We start from the raw sequence: 25,014 nt of genomic DNA, 5'->3' as shown, positions 1-25,014 counted from the left end.
ATTCCCCTTAATCAAACCCTAGAGGTCATTATGGAGTTAATACGAGTTCCTGCTTTAAATGATAACTACATTTGGATCCTATCGGATAATCATCAACAGTGTATCATTGTTGACCCAGCAGAGTCAGAACCTGTTCTCGAAATATTGGCACAAAATAAACTCACTCCAATCGCTATCTTGCTCACTCACCACCATCATGATCATACTGGCGGTGTAAAAGGCATTCTGCAATCATTTAGTCAATTGCCTGTTTTTGGGCCAGAAGAAACAGAAGCTAAAGGTGCCACTGAATTAGTTAGCCAAGGTGACCAAATAAAAATCGGTGAATTTGATTTTCATGTGATTGGGCTACCGGGACATACCCTTGGACACATTGGTTTTTATCAAGCGCCTTATCTCTTCTGTGGCGATACTTTATTTTCAGGTGGTTGCGGTCGTATTTTTGAAGGAACACCAGAGCAAATGTTTCAGTCAATTCAAAAAATAGCGGCTCTCCCCGATGATACTCTTATCTGTTGCGCTCATGAGTACACACAATCTAATCTTAAATTTGCTCATCATATTTGGCCTGATAATCTGCAAATTAGCAAATATCAACAAGAAATTGACCTTAAACGCAGTAAAAATCAAGCAACAGTACCCACCACACTTGGAACTGAGCGAAAAATAAATGTTTTTTTACAATGTGATAATGTTGAACTACAAAAAAACATGAATATTAATCAAGCTAATCCACCACTTAGAGCAATTTTTACCGTTTTACGTCAATTAAAAGATTATTATTAGCGTTTAATTATTGTCTTCTTTGTGTCTGCTAAGTATTATTGTTCGACTTTCACACATACAACAATGAAGAATAATGACACAATGAAGACAATAGCGACGATTATCGCCATTGTTCTGCTGGCCGGATGCCAAGCTTCCCCACAAAAAACCAAGCAGAACAGGTCTTCAGCAAACCACACTATAGAAACCATTGCTCCACATAATCAGGCAGCAAGTAGACAACTTCCAAAGATGGATAATGACCTTTGGGGGTATATCAGTGATGAGCTGAAGATGGATATACCTGATAATGCTATCATCAGGGAACAAGCCAACAATTACTACACAAAACAGAGTTTTCTCTACGATGTCACATTAAGGGCTGAACCTTACATGTATTGGATCGTGGATGAAATTGATAATCGTAATTTACCGATGGAATTAGCTTTAATTCCAATCATTGAAAGTTCATTCAATCCAAAAGCAACTTCCCCTGCTCAAGCTGCTGGTCTTTGGCAAATCGTTCCTATCACCGCACGATCTTATGGTTTAAAACAAGATCAATGGGTAGATGAACGCCGTGATCTTGTCACATCGACTAAGGCTGCTTTTGATTTGCTCGAAAATTTAAACATCATGTTTGGTCATGATTGGGAATTAACCTTGGCTGCCTATAATTGTGGCGAGGGCTGTGTGTTAAATGCAATCAAGAAGAATGAAGCCGCAGGGCTACCCACCGACTTTTGGTCATTATCTTTACCAAAAGAAACCAAACAATATGTCCCTAAAATATTAGCATTAAGCCAAATTTTAAGATCTCCAGAAAAATATCAAGTTAAGTTACCTCATAGCAACCGCAATAGGGCATTAACACAAGTTGATGTTGGTCAACAAATTACATTAACCCAAGCCGCTGAACTGACAGGAATTTCAGAAGAGTCCCTCAAAACCTATAACTCAGGTTATAAACGAGGTATTACTTCACCAAATGGTCCCCATTATATTATGTTGCCAACCGCTAAAGCGGAACAACTTAAACTATCGCTCTCAGACCAATCAGTTTTAGATAATATTCGTATGGCTGCCGCTGAAAATCAGAAAAGAAGGCCTGCGCAACAACAGAAATCTAGCCACTTTAATTACAAAGTCGCTAAAGGTGAGTCCGTAGCAAGTATCGCCAAAAAATTTAATACCACCAGTAAGAGTATAAAACAACTTAATGGCATGAAAACGGCTAATATTCGTCCAGGGCAAATGTTAAAAATTAAAGGGGTTGCTCCAGTCGCTAATAGCCGGAAATCTAAAACTTACCGGGTTAAGAAAGGCGACTCTTATTACAGTATTGCTAAAAGACATGGTATCAAGCTAAATGATCTAATGAGTTGGAATTCAGGTGTCAAAATGGCAGATCTAAAACCTGGCGTTACATTAAACCTCTACTTATAATTACCCACATGTAATACCTATCGATTAATCGGTAGGTATTACATATTGAATAACAAAAATTAATTATGCTTATCAATATTGAAATCATATTCAATTGTCGTTAATTCCTTCACTATTATGTTAAAAAATCGCATTCAAATTATTTAACACACCGCTTTTTAAGTTAAAACCATCGTTATTTTTTGTAAATAAACGCAAAGTAGCTCTGATTCGATATAAAATCTCCTTAAAATTGTGTTTAATTGATATAAATAGCACTATAAAACCCTTATCAACTATTAATTTTGAAAAAATTTGCTGGTCAGGTGGTGACTTATGTAATAAAAGTGCTATATTATTAGCACAGCGAAAACAGTTAGCGCTGCTAGCCCGTATTTGAATATTACAGATATAATTATTGATAATTCTAAAAATTGCACCTGTTTCACACAGAATCTATATAACCTAAGATATTGATTAATAAATGCTTATGTTAGTAATTCAAGGTGTTTTATTTAGTTTGCACTAAATTATTTTGATATAGAAATACACATAGCAAAGGTTAGTCTCGCCTGCGGAGGTGATTATGGATGAATATTCACCCAAAAATTATGATATATCTGAGTTAAAATATTTGTGTAACAGCCTGAATCGAGAAGCAATTTCTAGTTTACAGAAAACAAATACACACTGGGTAAATGATTTAAGCTCACCACAAAGTGCCAGCCTTAATGAGCTTATTGAACATATTGCCGCTTTTGTATGGCAATATAAGATAAAATATCCCAAAGAGAATCTCGTTATATCATTAGTTGAAGAGTATCTTGATGAAACTTATGATTTGTTCGGTAGCCCTGTAATAACTCTAAGTGAGATTATTGATTGGCAGAGTATGAATCAAAATCTAGTTGCTGTACTTGATGATGATTTAAAGTGCCCTGCAAGTAAGACTTAAGATACCGTTTATGTCCAAATAACTATAACATGGCATGTTATAAAGCTTTTTTAATTATCAATAAAAGAAAGGGTATTATGACCAAAACTGATTATCTGATGCGTTTAAGAAAATGCACGACTATCGACACGCTTGAACGCGTGATCGAGAAAAATAAATATGAACTATCTGAAGACGAGTTGGAGCTATTTTACTCGGCTGCTGACCATCGCCTTGCAGAACTCACGATGAATAAACTTTATGACAAGATCCCTGCATCGGTTTGGAAATTTGTTAGGTAACTACTCATTAATATACACAGATAATGACTGGTTATAGCCGATAATTCATTTTATCGGCTCAATATATTTCGTATCCCCCTATTATTGCATTACAAAATAATGCAACCACCCCGCTTGTAATTTATACATTTGGATAATAGCGATAAGTAATAAAGTAACATTAGCACTAATATCTAACTTATTCGTTCGCATCTATAAATAAAAATGTTATAAATAAAGGCCGTTCTAACTTATAAATGTTTATATTAAAATTAATAACATTCATTTTATTCTTTAAATAATATGAAATTAGAACTAAAGTGGTAAGAGAAATAAACTTTCAAAACGACTAAAAAAAGTCAATATAACGTCACAATCAGTCTGATAACGAGTATAACTCATTTTTCGGATAATATCACTGTGGCAATAAAACGATTAATAATAACGATAGGCTAAAATAGAGAGTCATTATTAAGCAATAAGCGATATAGCTAGAATTGGGTGGGGGCCCTGCCAGCGACATCCCGGCACACACATCCCCTGCTATGGCTGCTTCCTTCCGGACCTGACCAAGTTAACAAGTTAGCGTTGCGGGAGAACCAACAGAGCCCCCATAGATTGCTTCCTAAAAAGCAGGTGGCATTATGCTTGATGATAACTGAAATAGCAAGGAAACCACCACTGAATGCTGTTTTATTGTGCAATAATAGGATCTTTAACTTTACTGTACCGGTACAAGTCGCAATTCTATATCCTGAGTAACTCCATTATTAATCACAACACTCTCAACATTGGAAATAAACCAAACATCACCTTCAACAGAAACTGTCGCTCTCACTGCCAAATGTGCACTAGAGCGAATTTCATCTTTTTGATAGCTTAATTCAAACGGGAATGGTGATTGCTTACCCTGCGTATCGTAATATTTCTGCGATAAAATTAAAGCAGGTAGCTCTGCAATTGACGTGTCAGCTAGGGTGACTGTAACAACTGCATTGACTGGTAATGCTACACGCTGTTGGATCACAACTTGCCCGCTAATTACGCCAGACTCAATACTCCTATTTGTTGTATCATGAGAGCGATCAAGCTTGGCTTCTTTCGCTTTATTGTTATTTCCCTCACAGCCCATTAATAGAGCCATAAGGATCAACCCCATGATGACTTGGTATAATTTCATGATAAGTGCCTAAAAAACAGATCATTGCCAAAATATTTTTATATTATTTATCTTAAGGTGCAATTTTTTACTGAAGACACTTCAATTATAGCGAAAAAATCTCATTAATGAAATATCATTTCCAAATGTAACAAAAAATTTCAAAAAATATTTTCACTTCCATACCATGTTGAAGTAGCTCAATAACAATTAGATATAGATTTTATCTATAAAAACCTTACCACAAAAACTGCCTACCTATTTTTGTGTATTAATGGGAAAATATAGTTATCTGATATTTTTTAATTGATACCAAGGTCGCTATGAGCCCAGAATTGCAAAATTTAATTAGCTTATTAGAGCTAGAAAAAATAGAAGAAGGTATTTTCCGTGGTCAAAGCGAAGATCTTGGCCTCCCCCAAGTTTTTGGTGGACAAGTTGTTGGCCAAGCTATGTATGCCGCGGAACAAACGATCCCTGACGATCGCGTCATCAACTCGTTTCACAGTTATTTTTTACGCCCTGGAGATAGCCAGCGCCCTATCGTGTATGACGTTGAAATACTCCGAGATGGCGGCAGTTTCAGCACGCGCCGCATCAGTGCAATACAACATGGAAAACCGATATTTTTCATGACCGCATCTTTCCAAGCGCAAGAAGATGGTTTTGATCATCAAAACTTAATGCCAGAAGTACCATCACCAGAAAAACTGATCTCTCAAGATGAGATTATCCAACGTTTAGCCGCTCAGTTACCTGAATCAGTCAAGAAGTATGCTTTACGTCCGAATCCATTTGAATTCCGCCCAGTGCAATTTTATAGCCCATTTGATGCCCCTCCCCAAGAACCATTCCGCTATATTTGGTTCAAAACAAAAGGGCAACTTCCTGATATCCCATCACTTCATCATTATTTATTAGGATATGCATCTGACTATAATTTTCTTCCTGCAACCCTACAACCTCATGGTCGTGGTTTTATGGAGAGGGATTTGCAAGTTGCGACAATCGACCATTCTATGTGGTATCACAGACCATTTAAAATTGATGAGTGGTTACTGTATGCGATAGAAAGCCCATCTGCATCAGGTGGTAGAGGCTTTGTTAAAGGGCAAGTTTATAATCAACAAGGAGAGTTAGTCGCAACCGCGGTTCAAGAGGGGGTTATTCGTAAAAGAAAGCCTCGTTAAAAATATGTTAGTACTAACTAACAAGGCAGGGAGTTATTCTTCCTGCCTTGTCATATTTTATGTGATATCGTTATTCATGGATATCCACTATTACGGCTTAATTAGCCCCCATAACATGAATGTTAGTACTAACTTACATCATAATTAGTTATACGCGCTTTCACCGTGATGGGTAATATCCAGTCCTTCTCTTTCTTGCTCCATATCTGCACGTAAACCTGTTGTTTTATCTGCGATTAAGAAAGCCAGATAGGCAATTACCGCGGTCCATATCACACAAACAATAATACTAAATGCCTGTATACCGACTTGTTTCATCATCGTGACACCTTCGACATATCCCATCCCACCTAATGCCGCAGAAGCAAATACCCCTGTCAATAAACACCCCACAATGCCACAAACGCCATGTACCCCAAATACATCGCATACATCATCAACTTTTAACCAGCGTTTTAAAATAACCACTCCCCATAGCCCTGCAATACCAGAGATTAGGCCTATTATCAGTGCACCAGCAACACCAACAGCGCCTGCACCGGGTGTCACACCCACTAATCCTGCAAGGCAGCCAGAACAAGCGCCGAGTAACGAAGGCTTATTTCTAAAAATCCATTCCGCGAACACCCATGACAACACAGCACCGGACGTTGCAACAACAGTATTGATAAAGGCAAGCGCAGCAATTGAGTTTGCACTTCCTGCTGAGCCTGAATTAAAACCGAGCCAACCAATAAATAAGATTGCCGTCCCCATAAAAACCATTGGCAAATTATGTGGTTTTATTGCTTCTTTTCCGAAACCAATTCGCTTACCAAGTAAGTAAGCACCAACAAGCCCCGCAACTGCCGCATTAATGTGTACAACGGTTCCACCAGCAAAATCTAACGCACCATCCTGTGCTAATAAACCACCACCCCATACCATATGTGCCATTGGTATATAAGCAAAAGTCGTCCAAATAAAGGCAAATATTAAGACCGCAGAAAACTTGACCCTCTCACCTAAAGCGCCAACAACTAACGCAACAGTTAAACAAGCAAAAGCCCCTTGGAATGCAACATGTACAAATTGTGGGATCGTTGCTGAAAGGCTTTCAATACTAATTCCTTTCAACATAAATTGGCTAAAGCCGCCAAAAAAATCATTTCCTTCGCTAAATGAAAGACTGTAGCCATAAACAACCCAAATGACAGAAACTAGAGCTAAAATCACCATAGTTTGCGCCATAAGTGATAGAACGTTTTTACTACGTAATAACCCGCCATAAAATAAAGCGATCCCTGGTACAATCATAAACAAAACCAGTGCAGTGCAAATCATCATAAAAGCATTATCGGCTTTATCTATACCCTCTTCAGATGCGAGTACACTCGCAGGAAAACTCGCTATTAGTAGCAAATAAACGCATTGAAATAGTTTACTCATCGCCATTCTCCTAAAGTGCCTCATCTTGTTTCTCACCGGTACGGATCCGTATAGCCTGCTCCAGTTCAAACACAAATATTTTTCCATCCCCCACTTGCCCTGTATTTGCAGCTTTTTCGATTGCCTCGATAACCTGATCGGCAAATTCATCTGATACAGCAATTTCCATACGTACTTTAGGCAAAAAATCAACGACATACTCTGCACCACGATATAATTCAGAATGACCTTTTTGGCGCCCGAATCCACGAACCTCAGTAATTGTTAAACCTTGGACACCAATATCTGAAAGCGCTTCTCTTACTTCGTCTAACTTAAAAGGTTTAATGATTGCGATGATGTATTTCATTTTGCCTCCAATTAATTTAATTCCCTGTCACCCCATGCTAAATATTTCCCATAACAACAAGACCAACCGCAAAAATACTTAGAGTAAATAGTGTTAAGCAAATAGCGTGCCAAAATTAATTACACTTATAATTCAAAGAGTCATGACAAAAGAAAAGGCCACTCAACTGAGTGGCCTTGCAAAATGCATTATAAGTGTGCAAAAAAACTAAATGAGTACCGTTTCAGACTCAGTACCATCATGTTGGATTAAAGATTCACCAACTTGCTGTAATTGATACATTTGATAATAGCGCCCTTTTTGCTGTAGTAATTGCATATGATTTCCTTTCTCAACAATTGCACCACGATGGAGCACAACCACCTGATCCGCATCAATAATCGTTGATAAACGGTGTGCAATAACCACCAAAGTGGTCGTTTGACGAATAATACGTAGCGCTTTTTGAATAGACTGTTCAGTGCCTGAGTCAATATTGGCTGTAGCTTCATCAAGAATAAGAATTTTTGGTGTAACAACTAACACACGAGCCATCGCCAGCAGCTGCCGCTGACCAACTGACAATGTATTACCTTGTTCACCAAGCATTGAATCTAAACCATCCGGTAACAAGCGCACATGTTCAGCAAGTTGCACCATTTCTAGCACCTGCCAAACTTTGTCTTGTGACACATCGCGCCCCAAGGCAACGTTATCAAAGAAAGAAGCGGCGAGTACAACAGGATCTTGTTGTACCATAGCAATACCGTTACGCAAAACTTGATGCGACAACGAATGTAAAGGTCGACCATCAAGCAAGATTTCACCTTGCTGCCATGGGTAATATCCCATAATCAAGTTAGCGATAGTACTTTTACCGCTCCCTGTATGCCCCACTAATGCAACAAAACTATTTTCTGGAACGTGAAGATTAATATCATTGAGTACCTTTTTGTCTTCACGGTAGGCAAATGATACATGTTGGATATCAATAGCGCCGCTTTTTAATGGCGCTGCATGCTCACCATAACCTTGTTTTGGGCTATCCATTAATTCGAATACTCGCTCCCCTGATACTACTGCTTGTTGTAACATAGACTGCTGAGAGGTCAGTTCAATTAATGGCTCATTTAAACGCCCAAGGTAGTTAATAAAAGCATATAAAACACCAACACCTATCGTTGTAGCACCATCAATACCAAATAAAAATAGTAGCCCACATAGAACAGATGCAGACAACAAACTCAAAAGAGGACGCAATAATAAGCCATCTAATTTCAATGCCTTCATACGTTCATGATAATGATCTTCGCTCGCTTGCAACATTTTCTCACCAAATCTAGCTTGCTGGCGAAACTGTTGAATGACCGTCATACCATTAATCACTTCATTAAAACCATTGTTAATCTCAGCCAGATAAGAGCGTACTCGTCTGACAATTGGCGTGCTTAAGCGTTGGTAAGCAAACATCACCACCAACACAGCGGGGAAAATCATAATCGCCACCAAAGCCATTCGCCACTCAAGGGTAAACATCGCAATCAACATGGCACAGATAAGCGCTAAGCTACGAAATACCGTAGGCACAACCATAACAAATAAGTCTTTAATGACTTCAGTATCATTGGTTACCCGAGAAATAATTTGCCCTACAGGTTGTTTATCAAAAGCACTTAAAGGCTGCCTTAACGCGGAGTTCATCACATCAGTGCGTAGCGCTTGTACAACACCAACCGCGGCTTTATTAAAAAGTATCGTTTGGTAATAATGAAGTAGTGCCGCTAAAACCTGCAACACCACAAACCCAATCACCATATATAAGGCTAATGGCATAATTATTTGCTTCTTAGCAACCATATTGTCGATAAAATAGCTAATCAGTAATGGGCCACTCACTTCCGCCGCCGCTGCAACCCATAACATGATAATTGCTACCGACATCGTTCCACGATGTACTTTTCCATAACCCATTAGACGCTTTAATGCAGGCCAAAGAGGCTTCTTCTGACTCATAAATCACCGTCCAAAGCTGCTTCAATCTGTTGATAATGATACATATCCTTGTACCAACCTGATTGAACCGATAGCGTTGTATGAATACCTTCCGCCGCGATACTCCCTTGGGATAAAACCAGAATATTGTCCGCTTCAACCAATGCAGATAAACGATGCGCGCTGATGATCAGCGTTCTTCCTTCACGCCAACGGCTAAGATTTTGTAAAATTGTAAATTCAGTTTGCCCATCCACAGCGGATAACGCATCATCTAAGACTAAAATTTCCGCATTTTGTAAAATAGCACGAGCAATAGAAATACGTTGCTTTTGCCCACCAGACAACATAACACCTCGTTCACCGACTTGAGTTTGATAGCCTTCAGGCAACCTCAAAATATCATCATGTACACAGGCAATTCGTGCGGCTTCTTCTATTTGCTCAACCGTTGCCTGTGGATGGCCTAACGCAATATTGCCTGCAACAGTATCAGAAAATAAAAATGGCGATTGATTAACAATCGCTAACCGGCTACGCCACTCATCAAGTTGAATGGTTGGTAACGAATGGCCTTGATAACAAATTTCACCTTCAGTGACATCAAATTGCCGCTGAAGTAGAGTAATTAATGTTGACTTGCCTGAGCCAGTTGGGCCACATAACCCTAAAAATTGTCCTGGTTGCAAATCGAAACGGATATCATGTAATGCCACTCGCTCAGTTTCAGGATAGCGAAATACCTTAATATTTACGCTTAATTTACCTCGTTCTGCCTTTAGAGATTGTTGACCATCTGCAATATCTAAAGGCTCATTCAACAATTCTCGAATACGGCTATACGCCGCACTACCACGCTCTACAATATTGAACATCCAAGCCAGAGCAAGCATCGGCCAAATCATTAATCCTAGATACATCACAAAACTAGTCAGTTCACCAAGAGTTAATGTGCCTTGTAATACCATCCAACTCCCTCCAGCAATTGCTAGAAGGTTTGCCATACCGATAGCTATAAAAATAGTTGGATCAAAGCGTGCATCTACTCGTGCCACATGCATATTACGACGCCCAGCTTCGGTTGCCACTTGCTCAAACTGATTCGATTGATGATCTTCAAGGCCAAATGCTTTGATCATCCGAATACTGGTCAGGCTTTCTTGTGCATGGTTATTTAAAGAAGAAAATGCTCCTTGTGCATGCTTAAAGCGGTGATGTAACTGGTCACCAAAGCGTTTGATCACTATCGCCATTATTGGCATAGGGATCAGAGCTAATAACGTTAGCTGCCAACTAATATTGACACTCATCATGAGTAGCACCGCACAGCCCATGACTAACGAGTCAACAAAGGTTAAAACCCCTTCACCAGCAGCAAATACCACTCGGTCAACATCATTGGTAGTACGAGCAATTAAATCGCCAGTGCGATAGCGCAAATAAAAGGATTGATTCTGAAGACTGAGTTGCCGATAAAACTTTTGTCGTAGCTGTACCGCTAGCTTATAAGAGGCACCAAATAACCAGAGTCGCCATACATAGCGCAAACCATAAACAACAACCGCAATACCTAGCATCAATGTGACATAAGATACTAACTGGCTGGTTGCCATGGTTTGGTTACTAATACCATCCACCACCACGCCAACTAATCTAGGTGGAACAAGTTGTAAAATCGCAATAATAATTAAAAAGCAAACAGCGCCACAGTAACGTCGCCACTCACTAAAAAAATACCAGCGTAGTTGTGAAAATAATCGCACTTAGTCACAGCCTTGAATCAAGTTTAATGGTCTATCGTTATCATCATAACAACAATAGCGGTAATACAGCGTTAACATCGCTAGTCAGGGATGGGTAACACAGTCGTATATTTAATTTTTTCCATGGCAAAACTGGAGGTAACGTCAATCAACCCATGAACACCATTAACCAGTTTTTTGTAGAATAGATCGTAAGATTTCATGTCTTTAACTTCAACCTGCATAAAGTAATCATACTCCCCTGCCATACGATAGAATATCAGTACTTCAGGAAGCTGGCTGACAAATGACACAAATTGCTCATACCATTCGCTGTTATGGTGTTGTGTTTTAATCATCACAATCACCGTCAATCCTAATCCTAATTTTTCGCCATCGAGTAAAGTCACCCGACTGCGGATATAGCCATCATCTTCAAGGCGTTTTAACCTTTTCCAACAAGGAGTTGAAGTTAAACTAACGTGTTCTGCGAGTGCATTTAAAGAGAGGCTACTATCATTTTGCAGTAAACGAAGTAACTTTTTATCTATCTTGTCTAACATAAGCGCTCTCTGTTGATTATAAAATGCCATTAATTACGCTATATCATAGAATAATTTTACCTAAATAGGCGGGAAGAGTATAAATAATTCATCAATTAACGATAAAAGGTCAAATTAAGTCTGTGCATGTTAGCCTAGCACCGCTAACATGGCTGATGAACAAACTCAGTACTTATTTTTTATCAAAGGGAGTATTTATGAAACGTGCGGTTGTTGTCTTCAGTGGCGGACAAGATTCGACAACGTGCCTTATTCAAGCACTAACAACTTATGATGAAGTCCATTGCATCACCTTCGATTATGGTCAGCGCCACCGTTTTGAAATTGAAGTAGCACAAAAACTTAGTCACTCCCTTGGGGCAACCGCACACAAAACACTTGATGTCACTCTACTTAATGAACTTGCTGTGAGTAGTCTAACTCGCGATAACATCCCAGTTCCTAATTATCATGAAAGCGAAGCTAGTGGATTACCAACCACCTTTGTTCCCGGTAGAAATATCTTATTTTTAACCTTAGCGGCTATTTATGCATACCAAGTCCAAGCTGAGGCAGTGATCACTGGTGTCTGTGAAACTGACTTCTCAGGCTACCCTGATTGCAGAGATGAATTTGTTAAAGCTCTTAACCATGCTGTTAGCTTAGGATTGGCAAAAGATATTCGTTTCGAAACCCCACTGATGTGGCTCGATAAAGCACAAACATGGGCACTTGCAGATTACTATGGCCATTTAGACACCGTCAGAGCCCAAACATTGACTTGTTATAACGGCATACAAGGCGATGGCTGCGGTGAATGTGCCGCCTGCCACCTTAGAAGTAAAGGCTTAACGCATTATTTGGCCAATAAAGACGCTGTTTTAGTCTCCTTAAAAAACAAACTGGATCTCCCTTAGCTTTGTACTTATGTAATCGGAAAGTGTTTCAACACTTTCCGATTTCTCTTTTAAACCGCAATAAAATCACCAGTCTCACTGAGTGATAGTTGTTGTAATTTCTCTAGTATTTCACCATTAAGTGGGACTGATTTATTCGCAACTAAATCAACTATCACAAATGTCAGTACTGCATCTGATACCAGCTCTTTTTTACCATTCCTTTCTCGTGATATTTGCTGATAGCATAGTGCACTCTTGGTGTTAATTTTATCGATACGCGTTACAACGGTTAGTTGGTCATTAATTACTGCCCCTTGAAAATAGTTTACATTGATGTTTACAACCACCATAGCCAACTGTTTTTTAAGTGCCCATTCAAGAAAACCTTGATTAGCCATTACAGCCCATCGATCAGTTTCATAAAACTCAAGGTAACGTGCATTATTAACATGTTGAAATACATCGATGTGATAACCACACACTTTTATTTTTGTTGCCATAACTACTCCGACCAGTTGCCATGTTTTTACAAAAAGATAACAAAAAATCATGACTCATGCACAAATCATTTAGTTTATGTGATATACATCGCCGTTATAGCCACTAATGAAGCAATCACAGACTGGAAACATTAAAACAAGTACCCATGCAACATAAATGGGTACCAAGTGAATTACAGAGTTAACTTACTCCTATTTTTTTCTAAAAATGAGGGACCTATTCCTTTCACCTCTAAAATATTTTCTAACGAACTAAATGCACCATATTTGTCCCTATATTCAACAATTGCCTTTGCTTTTTGGATCCCTATCCCACTCAGTTTCTTAGCCAATTCCTCTGCACTTGCTTGATTAATATTAACTTGATGAGTACTGCTAGAATGAGTTGCATCGACAACCTGCTGAGACGTTTGGTTCGTTACTGCTAATGATGGTTTCTCAGTTTCCGTTTTTTTAGCTAATGCTTGCTGTTGATACATCAACATTGAAAATATGATCACAACACTACCTAAAAACTGTTTTGTTAATTGCATCCATGACATCGAGTTTCTCCTGTTTAAAGTGAGATAACACAATGCCAAGAAGATAATAGAAAAGCTTTTTAATCAGAGTAGAAATAAGAAAGGCCACCCAAAGGTGGCCTCAAAGAATGCTATCTTGCAATAAAAATTGCGAGGAGCTTCCCAAATTACTCGACGTTGAACTCTTCAATTTTTGCGTTATTACGTAGGTTCAGCATCAATGCTTCATTCACTGAAGCTGCCATCATGCCTTGATACTCTCTAGTTAACTGCGCTAACTCTTCCTCAGAAGCTTTACCTGCGGTTACTTTATCAAGTTGAATGATAACTAGGTTATCTTGTGCATCACGCGCTGTTGCATAAGTTGCTTTACCGTCTACTAGTTTCGCCATTGCCATCGCTGCACCAGTAATTGGTGTTTGTGGCATAACACGAGAAACCGTTTCAGGGGCAGTAAATGTCACATTAGCCTCACTTAGCGCTGACTCACCTTTACCTTCTTTCAGTGCAGCAAGCAATTTATCGCCTTCCGCTTTTAGTACTGCATTTGCTTTTTGACGTTTAACTAGTGCTTCAATTTCAGGTTTGACGGTTTCTAAGGATTCGATTTGCTCTGGTTTGTACTCTGTAACACGAACCACAAATGCACGATCACCTTCAACGTTAATCACGTCAGAGTTGATACCTGTAGAACCATTTTTATCTACTAGGCGTTCACTGAAAATCTCATTGATCACTTTAGGGAATTTCAATGCCTCTGGTGGATTGTTCTTATCAAACCAGTCAGTTGTTGCCACTTTTAGGCCTGAAACTTCTTCGACAGATGCTAAAGATTCATTATCGTTAGTTGCAGCTTCACTGACTTTTTGCTGTAAGTCATAGAACTGTTTAACATTTTTCTCTTGGCTTAATGTCGTTTTCAGTCCATCTTTTACTGAATCAAATGATTTAACGCTTTCAGGTTTAATATCATCCAAACGGAAAATAACAAAACTTTCTCCGGATTTAACTGGCGCAGAAATTTGACCTTTTTCTGTTAGCTTAGCGTCAGCAATTTCAGCAGGGGTAGACGCCTCTTCCATCCAACCGATAACACCTTTATTGCCAGCACTGAATTTATCAGTCGACTTTTCAGCCGCGAGGGTTTCAAAATTAGCCCCTGCTTTTAGCTCATCGACGATTGCATTCGCTTCTTTTTCAGAGGCGACTTGGATCATGCTGTAATGCTTTTGCTCCGCCTGAGTATAATTTTTCAGGTTTTGCTCATAGTAGGTTTTCAGCTCTTCATCAGAAACGGTTTGCTCTGGCAGCGTCGTTGCGTCAATCTCAACGTAGCTGACTTTAACTTTCTCAGGTGAAATGAAGCTATCGTGGTTTGCATCATAGTAAGCTTTAATTTCATCTTCAGTCACAGACTGTTTAGCTTGTGCATCCGCTAATGATAACGTCGCTGTGCGAATTTCACGCTCTTGTAAAAATAGCTCCGCATACGTTTTGACTTCTGAAGGAAGTGCAAAATCGCTGCCTGTGAAAGCTTTAGCTAACTGTGCGCGCACCAAATCATTACGGATTTGGGCAGCAAAGTTGTCCGCATTGACATTATATTGCTTTAATATCAAACGATACTTTTCGCTATCAAAGTTACCATTAGTTTGGAAAATTGGCATCGCGAAAATCGCTTTCTCTATCTGCGCATCGCTCGCAGACAGGTTTAATTCTTGCGCATACTGATTAATCAGCTCACTATTAATTAAGTTGGCAAGTGCTTGAGCACGCAATGCTCTCATGGCTTCTTCATTACCAGCTATTTCAGAGAATCTGTCTCCCAAATTCTCTTGTAAGGACTGACGCTCTTGCGAGAAAGCCTGTTGTAGTTGCTCCCTGCTAATTGACTGTCCATTTACTTCGGCAGCATCATTGCTCGACCCACCAATCATGTAACCGGCAACCCCTGTCAGCACGAATGACAGAATAATAATAGCCAGTAGCACTTTGATAAAAGGACTGTTCGCTTTCGTGCGTAGATTGTCCATCATAAAAAGGCTTAACTCCGCTTGGTTGAATTCATTTCCTAATAATACGCTAATCTTAACCCAGATTGAAAAAAAAGCGCATCATTTCCATGATGCGCCTCTATATTAGCTGATTAATAATATTCAGTCAGTGTGAGTTTTAGAAAAAATAAAACAAACTCAAAATAAAACTGGATTAACCATTAACCGCGTCTTTTAAACCTTTGCCCGGACGGAAAGCAGGTACTTTCGCCGCAGCGATTTTGATTTCTTTACCTGTTTGTGGGTTACGTCCTGTGCGAGCAGCACGTTCACGAACTGTGAATGTACCAAAGCCAACTAAAGCAACATCATCACCTTTGCTCAGTGAGCCAGTTACAGATGCAACGAATGCATCAACAACACGACCAGCTGCAGCTTTAGAAATATTCGCTTCAGAAGCGATTTGATCAATCAGTTGAGACTTATTCACTCTTATCATCCCCATATTAGTTTTGACTATGATCTTAATTAGGCTATTAAGCTAATTAATGATGCAGCCGTTATATCAATCCTTAATGCCAATGGCAAGAGAACAGATAACATCCAAATAATTATCAGAATCATCGTTAAATTAGCGACGAAAAAAAAGGCTGACAACCCCTAAATAGGTCATCAGCCTCATTTTTATTTAAACTTCTTGATTCAGCTCACTCTTTTCGACTTATTTTTTACGACTTCCGCACCAAATGGTGGGTTCACTAATGCTAAAGAGAGTACTTCTTCAATCGTTTTCACTGGATGAATTTCCAAATCAGCAATAACATTTTCTGGAATTTCTTCCAAATCACGCTTGTTCTCAAATGGAATTAACACCGTTTTAATACCACCACGATGTGCAGCCAGTAATTTTTCTTTCAAACCACCGATAGGTAAAACTAATCCTCTTAAGGTAATCTCACCTGTCATTGCCACGTCAGCTTTAACTGGGTTACCTGTTAAACAAGAAACCAGCGCCGTCGACATCGCAATACCAGCACTTGGGCCATCTTTCGGTGTTGCACCTTCAGGCACGTGTACATGAATATCACGTTTTTCATAGAAATCACTGTTAATACCCAGTTTTTCTGCGCGTGCACGTACTACTGTTAAGGCAGTTTGAATCGATTCTTGCATCACTTCACCAAGAGAACCTGTATAAGTCAGTTTCCCTTTACCCGGTACGCAAGCTGTTTCAATAGTTAATAGATCACCACCTACTTCAGTCCATGCCAGACCAGTTACCTGACCGACGCGGTTTTCAGTATCTGCTTGGCCGTAATCGAATTTGCGAACCCCTAAGAAATCTTTCAGGTTATCAGCATTAATTTCGATGTGTTTAAGCTTTTTATCCATCAATAAGGATTTAACCGCTTTACGGCACAGTTTCGAAATCTCACGCTCAAGACTACGAACACCCGCTTCACGAGTGTAATAACGAATGATACTAATTAATGCACTGTCATCAATGGTTAATTCACCTTTTTTCAGGGCATTACGCTGAATTTGCTTCGACAGTAAGTGTTGTTTAGCAATATTCAGTTTTTCATCTTCCGTATAACCTGACAGACGGATCACTTCCATACGATCAAGCAGCGGAGCAGGTATGTTCATTGAGTTTGATGTTGCAACAAACATCACATCAGAAAGATCGTAATCAACTTCCAGATAATGGTCGTTAAATGCGACGTTTTGCTCAGGATCCAATACCTCTAACAAGGCTGAAGCTGGATCACCACGCATGTCTGATGACATTTTGTCGATCTCATCGAGCAAGAATAGTGGGTTTTTTACGCCTACTTTTGCCATTTTCTGGATCAATTTACCCGGCATGGAACCGATGTAGGTGCGACGATGTCCACGGATTTCCGCTTCATCACGTACACCACCTAGCGCCATACGGGTATACTGGCGGCCAGTTGCCTTAGCAATAGATTGGCCAAGTGAGGTTTTACCAACCCCAGGAGGCCCTACCAAGCACAAAATAGGCCCTTTGATCTTGCTGACACGGCTTTGTACTGCCAGATACTCTAAAATACGTTCTTTTACACGCTCTAAACCATAGTGGTCAGTATCGAGAATCTCTTGAGCCTTCACGAGGTCTTTTTTTACTTTACTGCGTGCGTGCCATGGTACCTGAACCATCCAGTCGATATAGCTACGCACAACCGTGGCTTCAGCTGACATTGGAGACATCATTTTTAGCTTCTGCAATTCCGCTTCTGCTTTTTCATGTGCCTCTTTTGGCATTTTTGCTTCTTCAATTTTGCGTTTTAGCGCTTCATATTCGTCAGGAGCATCATCCATTTCACCAAGCTCTTTTTGAATCGCTTTCATTTGCTCATTCAAATAGTATTCACGTTGGCTTTTTTCCATCTGCTTCTTAACACGGTTGCGGATGCGTTTCTCAACTTGCAGTAATTCAGTTTCTGACTCCATCATTGCCATCAGGAACTCAACACGCTCTGCTACATTTGCCATCTCCAGCACTCGCTGTTTATCAGCCAATTTCAATGGCATATGAGAGGCAATCGTATCAGCAAGTTTATCCAGCTGATCTTGCTCAATGGAATGCAGTGAAGTCAGTACTTCAGGTGGAATTTTTTTATTGAGTTTGATGTAGCTCTCAAACTGACTAACAATCGTGCGATAAAGAACTTCTTGTTCTTTTTCATCAAGAAGCTCTGCCGCAGGTGCAGCAGCTTCGTTATAAAAATCTTTAGCCTCTGAGCTATTTTTCTCAGATTCTGACTTCAAATATTCGGCTTGTGCTATGAAATATTCACCATTATCAGTCAAGCTACTAATGTGTGCTCTTCTTAGGCCTTCAACTAAAACTTTAACGGTGCCATCAGGCAGCTTTAGCATTTGGATAACTGAAGCAACAGTACCAACTGAAAATAGGTCATTGACTCCAGGCTCATCAGTTGAAGCTTCTTTTTGAGCTACGAGCATTACTTGCTTGTCATGATCCATCGCTGCTTCCAGACTGTGAATGGATTTTTCACGTCCAACAAACAGTGGGATCACCATATGTGGGTACACCACTACATCACGCAGAGGCAATACTGGTATTTCAATGCGTTCGGAACGCTCAGGATTCATAAAGCTCTCTCTTCGTTTAGCTTGCGCTAGTTTAAGGGTTTCCAACAATTGCTCAAAAAATGTTTATTTTAGGAGCAAAGAAACCACACTCAGAATATAAACTATATGGGGATAAGATTTTAGCATTCAATGGGTCATTGAAGATAAAAAATGAAATGAGGGATAACCCTCATTTCATTCATAAATTGTTACTGCTAAATCTTAGGTGTTAATTATCACCAGAGGCTTGAGCATCAGGCTTGCTGTAGATCAGTAATGGTTCAGATTGTTCGTTAATAACGTTTTCATCAACCACCACTTTTTCTACATTTTCCATAGAAGGTAGGTCATACATTGTGTTTAACAACGCAGCTTCCACAATAGAACGTAAGCCACGGGCCCCCGTTTTACGTGCCATCGCTTTTTTAGCAATTGCTTTTAACGCATCTTCACGAAACTCTAATTCAGTTCCTTCAAGGTTAAATAACGCTTGATATTGCTTAGTTAATGCGTTTTTCGGCTCTTGTAAAATTTGGATCAATGCTTCTTCACTAAGTTCTGTTAATGTTGCCACAACTGGCAAACGACCAATAAACTCAGGGATCAAACCAAATTTGATCAAATCTTCTGGCTCAGTCTTCGCTAATAATGCACCTTCAGTAATTTTTTCAGATTCGCCTTTCACTTCTGCTGCGAAACCAATGCCTGAACGTGTATTTAAACGCTGACCGATCACTTTATCTAGGCCAGCAAAAGCACCACCACAGATAAATAAGATCTTAGAGGTATCAACCTGTAAAAACTCTTGCTGAGGATGCTTACGGCCACCTTGTGGTGGAACTGCTGCAATCGTGCCTTCAATCAGTTTTAGCAACGCTTGTTGCACACCTTCACCTGAAACATCACGGGTGATCGATGGGTTATCTGATTTACGAGAAATTTTGTCAATTTCATCAATGTAAACAATACCACGTTGGGCTTTTTCTACATCATAATCGCATTTTTGGAGCAGTTTTTGGATGATGTTTTCAACATCTTCACCTACATAACCGGCTTCTGTTAATGTTGTGGCATCCGCCATGGTGAAAGGGACATCCAAATAACGCGCTAATGTTTCAGCAAGCAGGGTTTTACCACTACCTGTTGGCCCAATCAGCAAAATGTTACTTTTACCCAGTTCTACACCTTCGTTAGTGGTATCACCATTACGTAAACGTTTGTAGTGGTTATACACTGCGACAGCAAGAACTTTTTTCGCTTGTTCTTGACCTATGACATAATCATCAAGGTGCTCGCGGATCTCATGGGGTGTCGGCAGTGCACTGCGTTCACGATGAGGAGCTAGTTCTTTAATCTCTTCACGAATGATGTCGAGGCATAAATCGACACATTCATCACAGATATAGACTGACGGACCTGCAATCAGCTTGCGGACTTCGTGCTGACTTTTTCCGCAGAAAGAGCAGTACAACAGTTTACCTGACCCCTCTTTGCGCTTTTCTGTCATCAGTTGACCTCACTTATCGTCAAATTGCCCTGTTTAATTACCATCTGATAACCCGAAACAGGGCAATAAATTTCTTCAATATTCAGGGAATCCCCTAACTAATTAACGGCTGGTATAAATTTGATCAACCAACCCATATTCTTTGGCTTCATTTGCAGATAAGAAACGATCACGTTCAGTATCACGGTTAATCTCTTCAATCGATTTACCCGTATGCAATGCCATCAATTCATTCATTCGAGACTTAACTTTCAGGATTTCCTGAGCGTGGATCTCAATATCTGTCGCTTGACCTTGATAACCCCCTAAAGGTTGGTGGATCATCACACGCGAGTTTGGCAAACAGAAGCGTTTACCTTTTGTCCCAGCAGTCAGCAAGAAAGCGCCCATAGAGCAAGCCTGCCCCATACAAATCGTACTAACATCAGGTTTAATAAACTGCATGGTGTCATAAATTGACATACCCGCGGTGATCACACCACCCGGCGAGTTGATATAAAGCTGGATATCTTTTTCTGGGTTTTCTGCTTCCAGAAATAGCATCTGTGCGACGATGAGGTTCGCCATATGATCTTCCACCTGACCTGTCAGGAAGATAATACGTTCTTTTAACAGACGTGAATAAATATCGTATGAACGTTCACCCCGAGAGGTCTGCTCAATGACCATTGGCACAAGTGCCATTTGGGATGCTAGGTTTTCCTGACCGCCAAAATGTGACATCGAAATCTCCTATTAAAACTTTCTGGTGCTTGCGCCTAAGTTGACTGTTTGCTTATCTTTTGGGCAGCAAACAAACAGTTTGTCTTTAAAAATTATCTTTATCTTGCATAAATCACAATCATCTCACAGCTTCTACGCTTTTAAGTTGACTAAAAAGCCTTCGAAGAAATGTGCACTTATTTATACTCGTCATGCTTCAAGTTCCAGCATTGTTGCCTTCGCTTACCCACGCTAGCCACACACTTATATATGCACCTAGTATCTCATGCGCTTGTCCCTAGCTGACCTTGAATAGTTTAGAGCATAGAGTGATTATGTCGTAGAAAATAAGACGCACTTTAAAATAGTTTAACACAAGTCTGTAAGGATTCACGGATTTGTTGCTTACATTAACCCGACATTATTCAGCCAATATAACTAAAATATACCGTGCCGCCTTTAATCAAATTAGGGCAAAAATGTTATTTTCAAGACTATTTTATACTCAAAATAATTCGAAGTGCAGCTAGGCGACAAGCGAAGATAGCCGAGGAGCATAGATAAACTCTATGACTCGGCTAGCTGAACGAGGTCAACAACGCTGCAACTTGAAGTATGACGAGTATAATCAAATTGACAAAAAACCCGCAATGCAGCATAGCATCACGGGTTTCTAATTTGCATAACTTAAAAAATGAAATTAGCCAGCTTGAACTTGATTCATCAGTTCAGTGAAGTTAGTTTCTTTTTCAGTTACTTTAGCTGCTTCTAATACTTTCTCAACAGCTTGTTCTTCTAGCGCTAAGTTACGAACACTGTTCATCAGCTCATTATTTTTGCTGTAGTATTCAATAACTTCTGCTGGATCTTCGTACGCCGATGCCATTTCTTCGATCAGAGTTTTAACGCGATCTTCGTCAGCTTTCAGTTCGTTAGAGCTGATCACTTCACCTAACAGCAGGCCGATAACAACGCGACGTTTTGCTTGTTCTTCGAACAGTTCACGAGGCAGTTCCATCGCTTGTTGTTCGTTACCACCGAAACGTTGAGCAGCTTGACGACGCAGAACGTCGATTTCGCCATCAACGACAGCAGCTGGAACGTCGATTTCATTTGCGTTAACCAGACCATCCAGAACTTGTGCTTTAATACGGTTACGAACCGCATTTTTCAGCTCACGTTCCATATTTTTACGTACTTCTGCACGCAGGCCTTCTAAAGTGCCATCAGCAATACCGAAACGCTTGATGAACTCTTCAGTGAATTCTGGCAGTTCACGTTCTTCAACTTTCTTCAGAACGATAGCAAATTTCGCTGCTTTCCCTTTCAGGTTTTCAGCATGGTAATCTTCTGGGAAGTTAACTTCGATATCGAACTCTTCGCCTGCTTTGTGACCAACGATGCCATCTTCAAAGCCAGGGATCATACGACCTTCGCCCATAACCAGTGCGAAATCTTCTGCTTTACCACCTTCAAATTCTTCACCATCGATAGAACCAGTGAAGTTGATAGTAATGCGTGAATCAGCAGTTGCAGCTTCAGCGATTTCTTTCCATTGAGCTTGTTGCTTACGCAGAGTTTCCAGCATGTTTTCCAGATCTTCATCTTTAACAGCAACAACTGGTTTTTCTACTTCGATAGTTTCCAGACCTTTCAGTTCGATTTCTGGGTAAACTTCGAATTCCACTGAGTAAACAAAATCTTTACCATCTTCAAGCATTTCAGGCTTGTAGCTTGGCGCACCAGCTGGATTGATTTTTTGCTCAACGATAGCGTTGATGAAGTTACGTTGCATCACATCGCCCAGAACGTCTTGCATAACAGACGCGCCGTAACGCTGCTTAACGATGTTCATTGGTACTTTCCCTTTACGGAAACCATCAACACGTACTTTCTTCGCGACGCTGACTAGCTCGCTGTTTACTGCTTTTTCAATATCGGCAGCAGGAACGGTGATTGTTACACGACGCCCAAGGCCTTGAGTCGTTTCAACAGAAACTTGCATCTTCTTACCTCAAAAAAAATCTTAGTGATCGGTCTACTCCAGAGTTATGCCATTAAATCATAATGACCATCTCCCTTCCAGAACCGGGGCGTTGTTTTCACAACGGTCATCCCTGATATCAGAAGCGTCCCGAAACCTTACTGAAAATTAGACGCAACATTATACCGATGCGGATGCTCTGAGTCGAGAAAAGCTGATAAAAGAAGCGATTATTCCTCTTTATTTGTGACTTTTCTGACTAAAATAAACATTCTTCAAGCAAATTGAAGAAAAAATCACCACCGATATGGATGTTGACATCATAAAACGAAATCAATTATTCCATCACAATGACAGTAACGGTCTCTATATGTCAATCAACCGTTTGTTTTACCACCACCACGACATGCAGGGGAGTTTAATGCAGTATCTGCTAATCCCTCCCACTCAGTAGGAGTATAAGTATGAAGGGCTAATGCATGAATACTCCCCGCTAGTTCGTCCGCCAAAATAGCATAAATTTCACGGTGGCGACCAACCATACGTTTATTTTCAAATAGTTCACTCACGAGTACGACCTTAAAATGGCTTTCTGAACCAGCAGGAACGTTGTGCTGATAGCTTTCGTTAATCACTTCCAAATGAACTGGCGCAAAGGCAGCCTGTAACTTTTGCTGGATATGAGATTGCATGTTGTGCCCCATAAAATAACTCCTAAATTGCTCCTAGATTATCGTTCTTCATTATCTTTTTTTGTACTGATAGTGGAGAATCATTCACAATGATATGATTAATACCTACTTTGACGAATTTTTTCAGAAATAGTTGTCTAACCATTCATAAGAAAGAAGCGTCAAATGGCAATTTATACTCTAAATAATTCGCGATTCAGGTAGGCGATAAGCGAACATAGGCGGTGAACATAGATAAACTCTATGACTCGGCTAACTGAGCGTAGTCAACAACACTGCATCTTGAAGTATGACGAGTATATACTCCAAATAATTCGAGTTGCAGTTAGGCGACAAGTGAAGATAGACGAGGAGCATAGATAAACTCTATGACTCGGCTAGCTGAGCGTAGTCAACAACACTGCAACTTGAAGGATTTCGAGTATATACCCTAACTCAATGGATGAGTGTTACACCATAGCGGAACACACTCAATTAAGAAAGATGAACTGGAAAAAATTATGTTAAGAAAACTGTGTTTTCCTCTTTTTGCACTATTTCTTCTAGCGGGTTGTGCAACCAGCAACAATACCTTATCGCTTGAACCTAAGATCACTTTACCTGCACGTAACCCAACACTCAATGCAACCGCAATTAGTGTGAGTAGTGTGGATAATAGAACCTCAAAATCACTAACAGAGATCAATCGTAATGGTAGTTTAGTGGTGCTATCACCTTCTCGTGATCCTCGTTATTTAATGCAAGAAGCCGTTGAAAAACAAATGGCCGCTCGTGGTTTTATGGTGTCCTCACCTGCTAATGTGAACCTCGTTGTCCAGCTAAATCAACTCAATGCTCAAGTCTCTGAGGGGAGCTTACGCCATAATATTACTGTCAATTCAAGTGTAACGGTTACAGCCACAGCACCTAATGGCTCAACCAAATCACGTACGTTTACGCGTAATTACAACAACCAAGAATTACTTGGCGCAAGTAACGAAAAAATCGAAAAAGCCATCAATCTTGCTTTAACTGATTTAATCGCTGATATGGCTAATGACCAAGAGTTAACCCAGTTTATCCGTCAAAACGCGCGGTAATTTCACGTTATGATGAGAGTTTGTTTGTAGTAGGCTCTCATCATCTATATATAAGTTAAAAGAACACGGAAGCGCCACTTTTACAAAACAATTGGTATTTTAAATATACTTTAAATAATTCAAGATGCAGCTAAGCGAGCGGTAAGAGGATAAAAATACGGCGACTGGCGTCAGTGATCTTAGCCCCCTAACCAAAAACGCTGCAATTGAACTATGACGAGTATCTACCA

At 39.9% G+C, this 25,014-nt stretch carries 22 protein-coding genes and 1 other RNA gene; 7 read left to right on the top strand and 16 right to left on the bottom strand.

Features of this window, described 5'->3' with window-relative positions:
* Positions 1-30 precede the first annotated feature (30 nt).
* The 4 genes from gloB to M1E96_RS03635 all read left to right on the top strand — a co-directional run bounded on the left by gloB (position 31) and on the right by M1E96_RS03635 (position 3,426).
* Complete coding sequence (gene gloB, locus M1E96_RS03650) at positions 31-786, top strand: hydroxyacylglutathione hydrolase (protein ID WP_272580379.1); 756 nt, start codon at positions 31-33, stop codon at positions 784-786.
* A gap of 81 nt (positions 787-867) precedes the next feature.
* On the top strand, positions 868-2,211 hold the full coding sequence (gene mltD, locus M1E96_RS03645; protein ID WP_070926740.1) for a murein transglycosylase D: 1,344 nt from the start codon (positions 868-870) through the stop codon (positions 2,209-2,211).
* A gap of 565 nt (positions 2,212-2,776) precedes the next feature.
* Positions 2,777-3,145 (top strand): Hha toxicity modulator TomB, encoded by a 369-nt coding sequence (gene tomB, locus M1E96_RS03640; protein WP_070926742.1) that lies wholly within the window; start codon positions 2,777-2,779, stop codon positions 3,143-3,145.
* Between the two features lie 77 nt (positions 3,146-3,222).
* Positions 3,223-3,426, top strand: a complete 204-nt coding sequence (locus tag M1E96_RS03635; RefSeq protein ID WP_004927064.1) for an HHA domain-containing protein — start codon at positions 3,223-3,225, stop codon at positions 3,424-3,426.
* Between the two features lie 487 nt (positions 3,427-3,913).
* Here the strand turns inward: M1E96_RS03635 and ffs are convergent.
* Together ffs and M1E96_RS03625 are read right to left on the bottom strand one after the other, a co-directional pair.
* An RNA gene (ffs, locus tag M1E96_RS03630) (signal recognition particle sRNA small type) lies at positions 3,914-4,010 on the bottom strand.
* Positions 4,011-4,126: 116 nt separating this feature from the next.
* Positions 4,127-4,585 (bottom strand): YbaY family lipoprotein, encoded by a 459-nt coding sequence (locus M1E96_RS03625; RefSeq protein WP_319066938.1) that lies wholly within the window; start codon positions 4,583-4,585, stop codon positions 4,127-4,129.
* A gap of 302 nt (positions 4,586-4,887) precedes the next feature.
* Between M1E96_RS03625 and tesB the strand changes: the two genes are divergently transcribed.
* Positions 4,888-5,754, top strand: a complete 867-nt coding sequence (gene tesB, locus M1E96_RS03620; protein WP_070926746.1) for an acyl-CoA thioesterase II — start codon at positions 4,888-4,890, stop codon at positions 5,752-5,754.
* 144 nt (positions 5,755-5,898) lie between these two features.
* Here tesB and amtB read toward each other — a convergent pair whose 3' ends face one another.
* The 5 genes from amtB to M1E96_RS03595 form a co-directional block, all read right to left on the bottom strand.
* Positions 5,899-7,182 carry an ammonium transporter AmtB gene (gene amtB / locus M1E96_RS03615; protein WP_070926748.1) on the bottom strand — a complete coding sequence of 428 codons (1,284 nt, stop codon included), beginning with the start codon at positions 7,180-7,182 and terminating at the stop codon, positions 5,899-5,901.
* A 10-nt stretch (positions 7,183-7,192) separates the two neighbouring features.
* Positions 7,193-7,531, bottom strand: coding sequence for a P-II family nitrogen regulator (locus M1E96_RS03610; protein WP_070926750.1), 339 nt, complete (start codon positions 7,529-7,531; stop codon positions 7,193-7,195).
* Positions 7,532-7,738: 207 nt separating this feature from the next.
* Complete coding sequence (locus M1E96_RS03605; protein ID WP_337979792.1) at positions 7,739-9,523, bottom strand: SmdB family multidrug efflux ABC transporter permease/ATP-binding protein; 1,785 nt, start codon at positions 9,521-9,523, stop codon at positions 7,739-7,741.
* Entirely contained in the window at positions 9,520-11,265 is a 1,746-nt protein-coding gene (locus M1E96_RS03600) for a SmdA family multidrug ABC transporter permease/ATP-binding protein (RefSeq protein WP_319066944.1), read from the bottom strand. The genes M1E96_RS03605 and M1E96_RS03600 overlap by 4 nt, the downstream gene beginning before the upstream one ends.
* A gap of 80 nt (positions 11,266-11,345) precedes the next feature.
* The gene (locus M1E96_RS03595) at positions 11,346-11,807 is read right to left on the bottom strand and encodes an Lrp/AsnC family transcriptional regulator (protein ID WP_070927053.1); all 462 of its coding nucleotides are present in this window, start codon (positions 11,805-11,807) and stop codon (positions 11,346-11,348) included.
* Between the two features lie 197 nt (positions 11,808-12,004).
* Between M1E96_RS03595 and queC the strand changes: the two genes are divergently transcribed.
* Positions 12,005-12,703, top strand: coding sequence for a 7-cyano-7-deazaguanine synthase QueC (queC, locus tag M1E96_RS03590; protein WP_272580383.1), 699 nt, complete (start codon positions 12,005-12,007; stop codon positions 12,701-12,703).
* Between the two features lie 50 nt (positions 12,704-12,753).
* Here the strand turns inward: queC and M1E96_RS03585 are convergent, their stop codons facing one another.
* From M1E96_RS03585 to bolA, 9 genes are all read right to left on the bottom strand, one after another.
* Entirely contained in the window at positions 12,754-13,185 is a 432-nt protein-coding gene (locus M1E96_RS03585) for a thioesterase family protein (protein WP_070926758.1), read from the bottom strand.
* Positions 13,186-13,358: 173 nt separating this feature from the next.
* Positions 13,359-13,727 (bottom strand): ComEA family DNA-binding protein, encoded by a 369-nt coding sequence (locus M1E96_RS03580; RefSeq protein WP_272580384.1) that lies wholly within the window; start codon positions 13,725-13,727, stop codon positions 13,359-13,361.
* Between the two features lie 146 nt (positions 13,728-13,873).
* The gene (gene ppiD / locus M1E96_RS03575) at positions 13,874-15,742 is read right to left on the bottom strand and encodes a peptidylprolyl isomerase (RefSeq protein ID WP_369427373.1); all 1,869 of its coding nucleotides are present in this window, start codon (positions 15,740-15,742) and stop codon (positions 13,874-13,876) included.
* Positions 15,743-15,914: 172 nt separating this feature from the next.
* Positions 15,915-16,190 (bottom strand): nucleoid-associated protein HU-beta, encoded by a 276-nt coding sequence (gene hupB, locus M1E96_RS03570; RefSeq protein WP_175442508.1) that lies wholly within the window; start codon positions 16,188-16,190, stop codon positions 15,915-15,917.
* 212 nt (positions 16,191-16,402) lie between these two features.
* Entirely contained in the window at positions 16,403-18,841 is a 2,439-nt protein-coding gene (gene lon / locus M1E96_RS03565) for an endopeptidase La (protein WP_070926764.1), read from the bottom strand.
* 208 nt (positions 18,842-19,049) lie between these two features.
* The gene (gene clpX / locus M1E96_RS03560; protein WP_140181917.1) at positions 19,050-20,327 is read right to left on the bottom strand and encodes an ATP-dependent protease ATP-binding subunit ClpX; all 1,278 of its coding nucleotides are present in this window, start codon (positions 20,325-20,327) and stop codon (positions 19,050-19,052) included.
* 102 nt (positions 20,328-20,429) lie between these two features.
* Positions 20,430-21,050: an ATP-dependent Clp endopeptidase proteolytic subunit ClpP gene (gene clpP / locus M1E96_RS03555; protein WP_070926768.1), complete on the bottom strand. Its 621-nt coding sequence runs from the start codon at positions 21,048-21,050 to the stop codon at positions 20,430-20,432.
* A 679-nt stretch (positions 21,051-21,729) separates the two neighbouring features.
* The gene (gene tig / locus M1E96_RS03550) at positions 21,730-23,034 is read right to left on the bottom strand and encodes a trigger factor (RefSeq protein ID WP_070926770.1); all 1,305 of its coding nucleotides are present in this window, start codon (positions 23,032-23,034) and stop codon (positions 21,730-21,732) included.
* Positions 23,035-23,390: 356 nt separating this feature from the next.
* Complete coding sequence (gene bolA, locus M1E96_RS03545; RefSeq protein ID WP_140181915.1) at positions 23,391-23,717, bottom strand: transcriptional regulator BolA; 327 nt, start codon at positions 23,715-23,717, stop codon at positions 23,391-23,393.
* Positions 23,718-24,205: 488 nt separating this feature from the next.
* On the opposite strand from bolA, the gene M1E96_RS03540 reads away from it, so the two are divergent.
* Positions 24,206-24,784: a YajG family lipoprotein gene (locus tag M1E96_RS03540; protein ID WP_070927057.1), complete on the top strand. Its 579-nt coding sequence runs from the start codon at positions 24,206-24,208 to the stop codon at positions 24,782-24,784.
* The last annotated feature ends 230 nt before the right edge of the window (positions 24,785-25,014 follow it).

The sequence above is a fragment of the Providencia sp. PROV236 genome, assembly GCF_033676985.1.
In the GTDB taxonomy this organism is placed as follows: Bacteria; Pseudomonadota; Gammaproteobacteria; order Enterobacterales; family Enterobacteriaceae; genus Providencia; species Providencia manganoxydans.
Note: the sequence above shows the minus strand (reverse complement) of the source record. Positions and strands in the feature narration are given on the sequence as shown.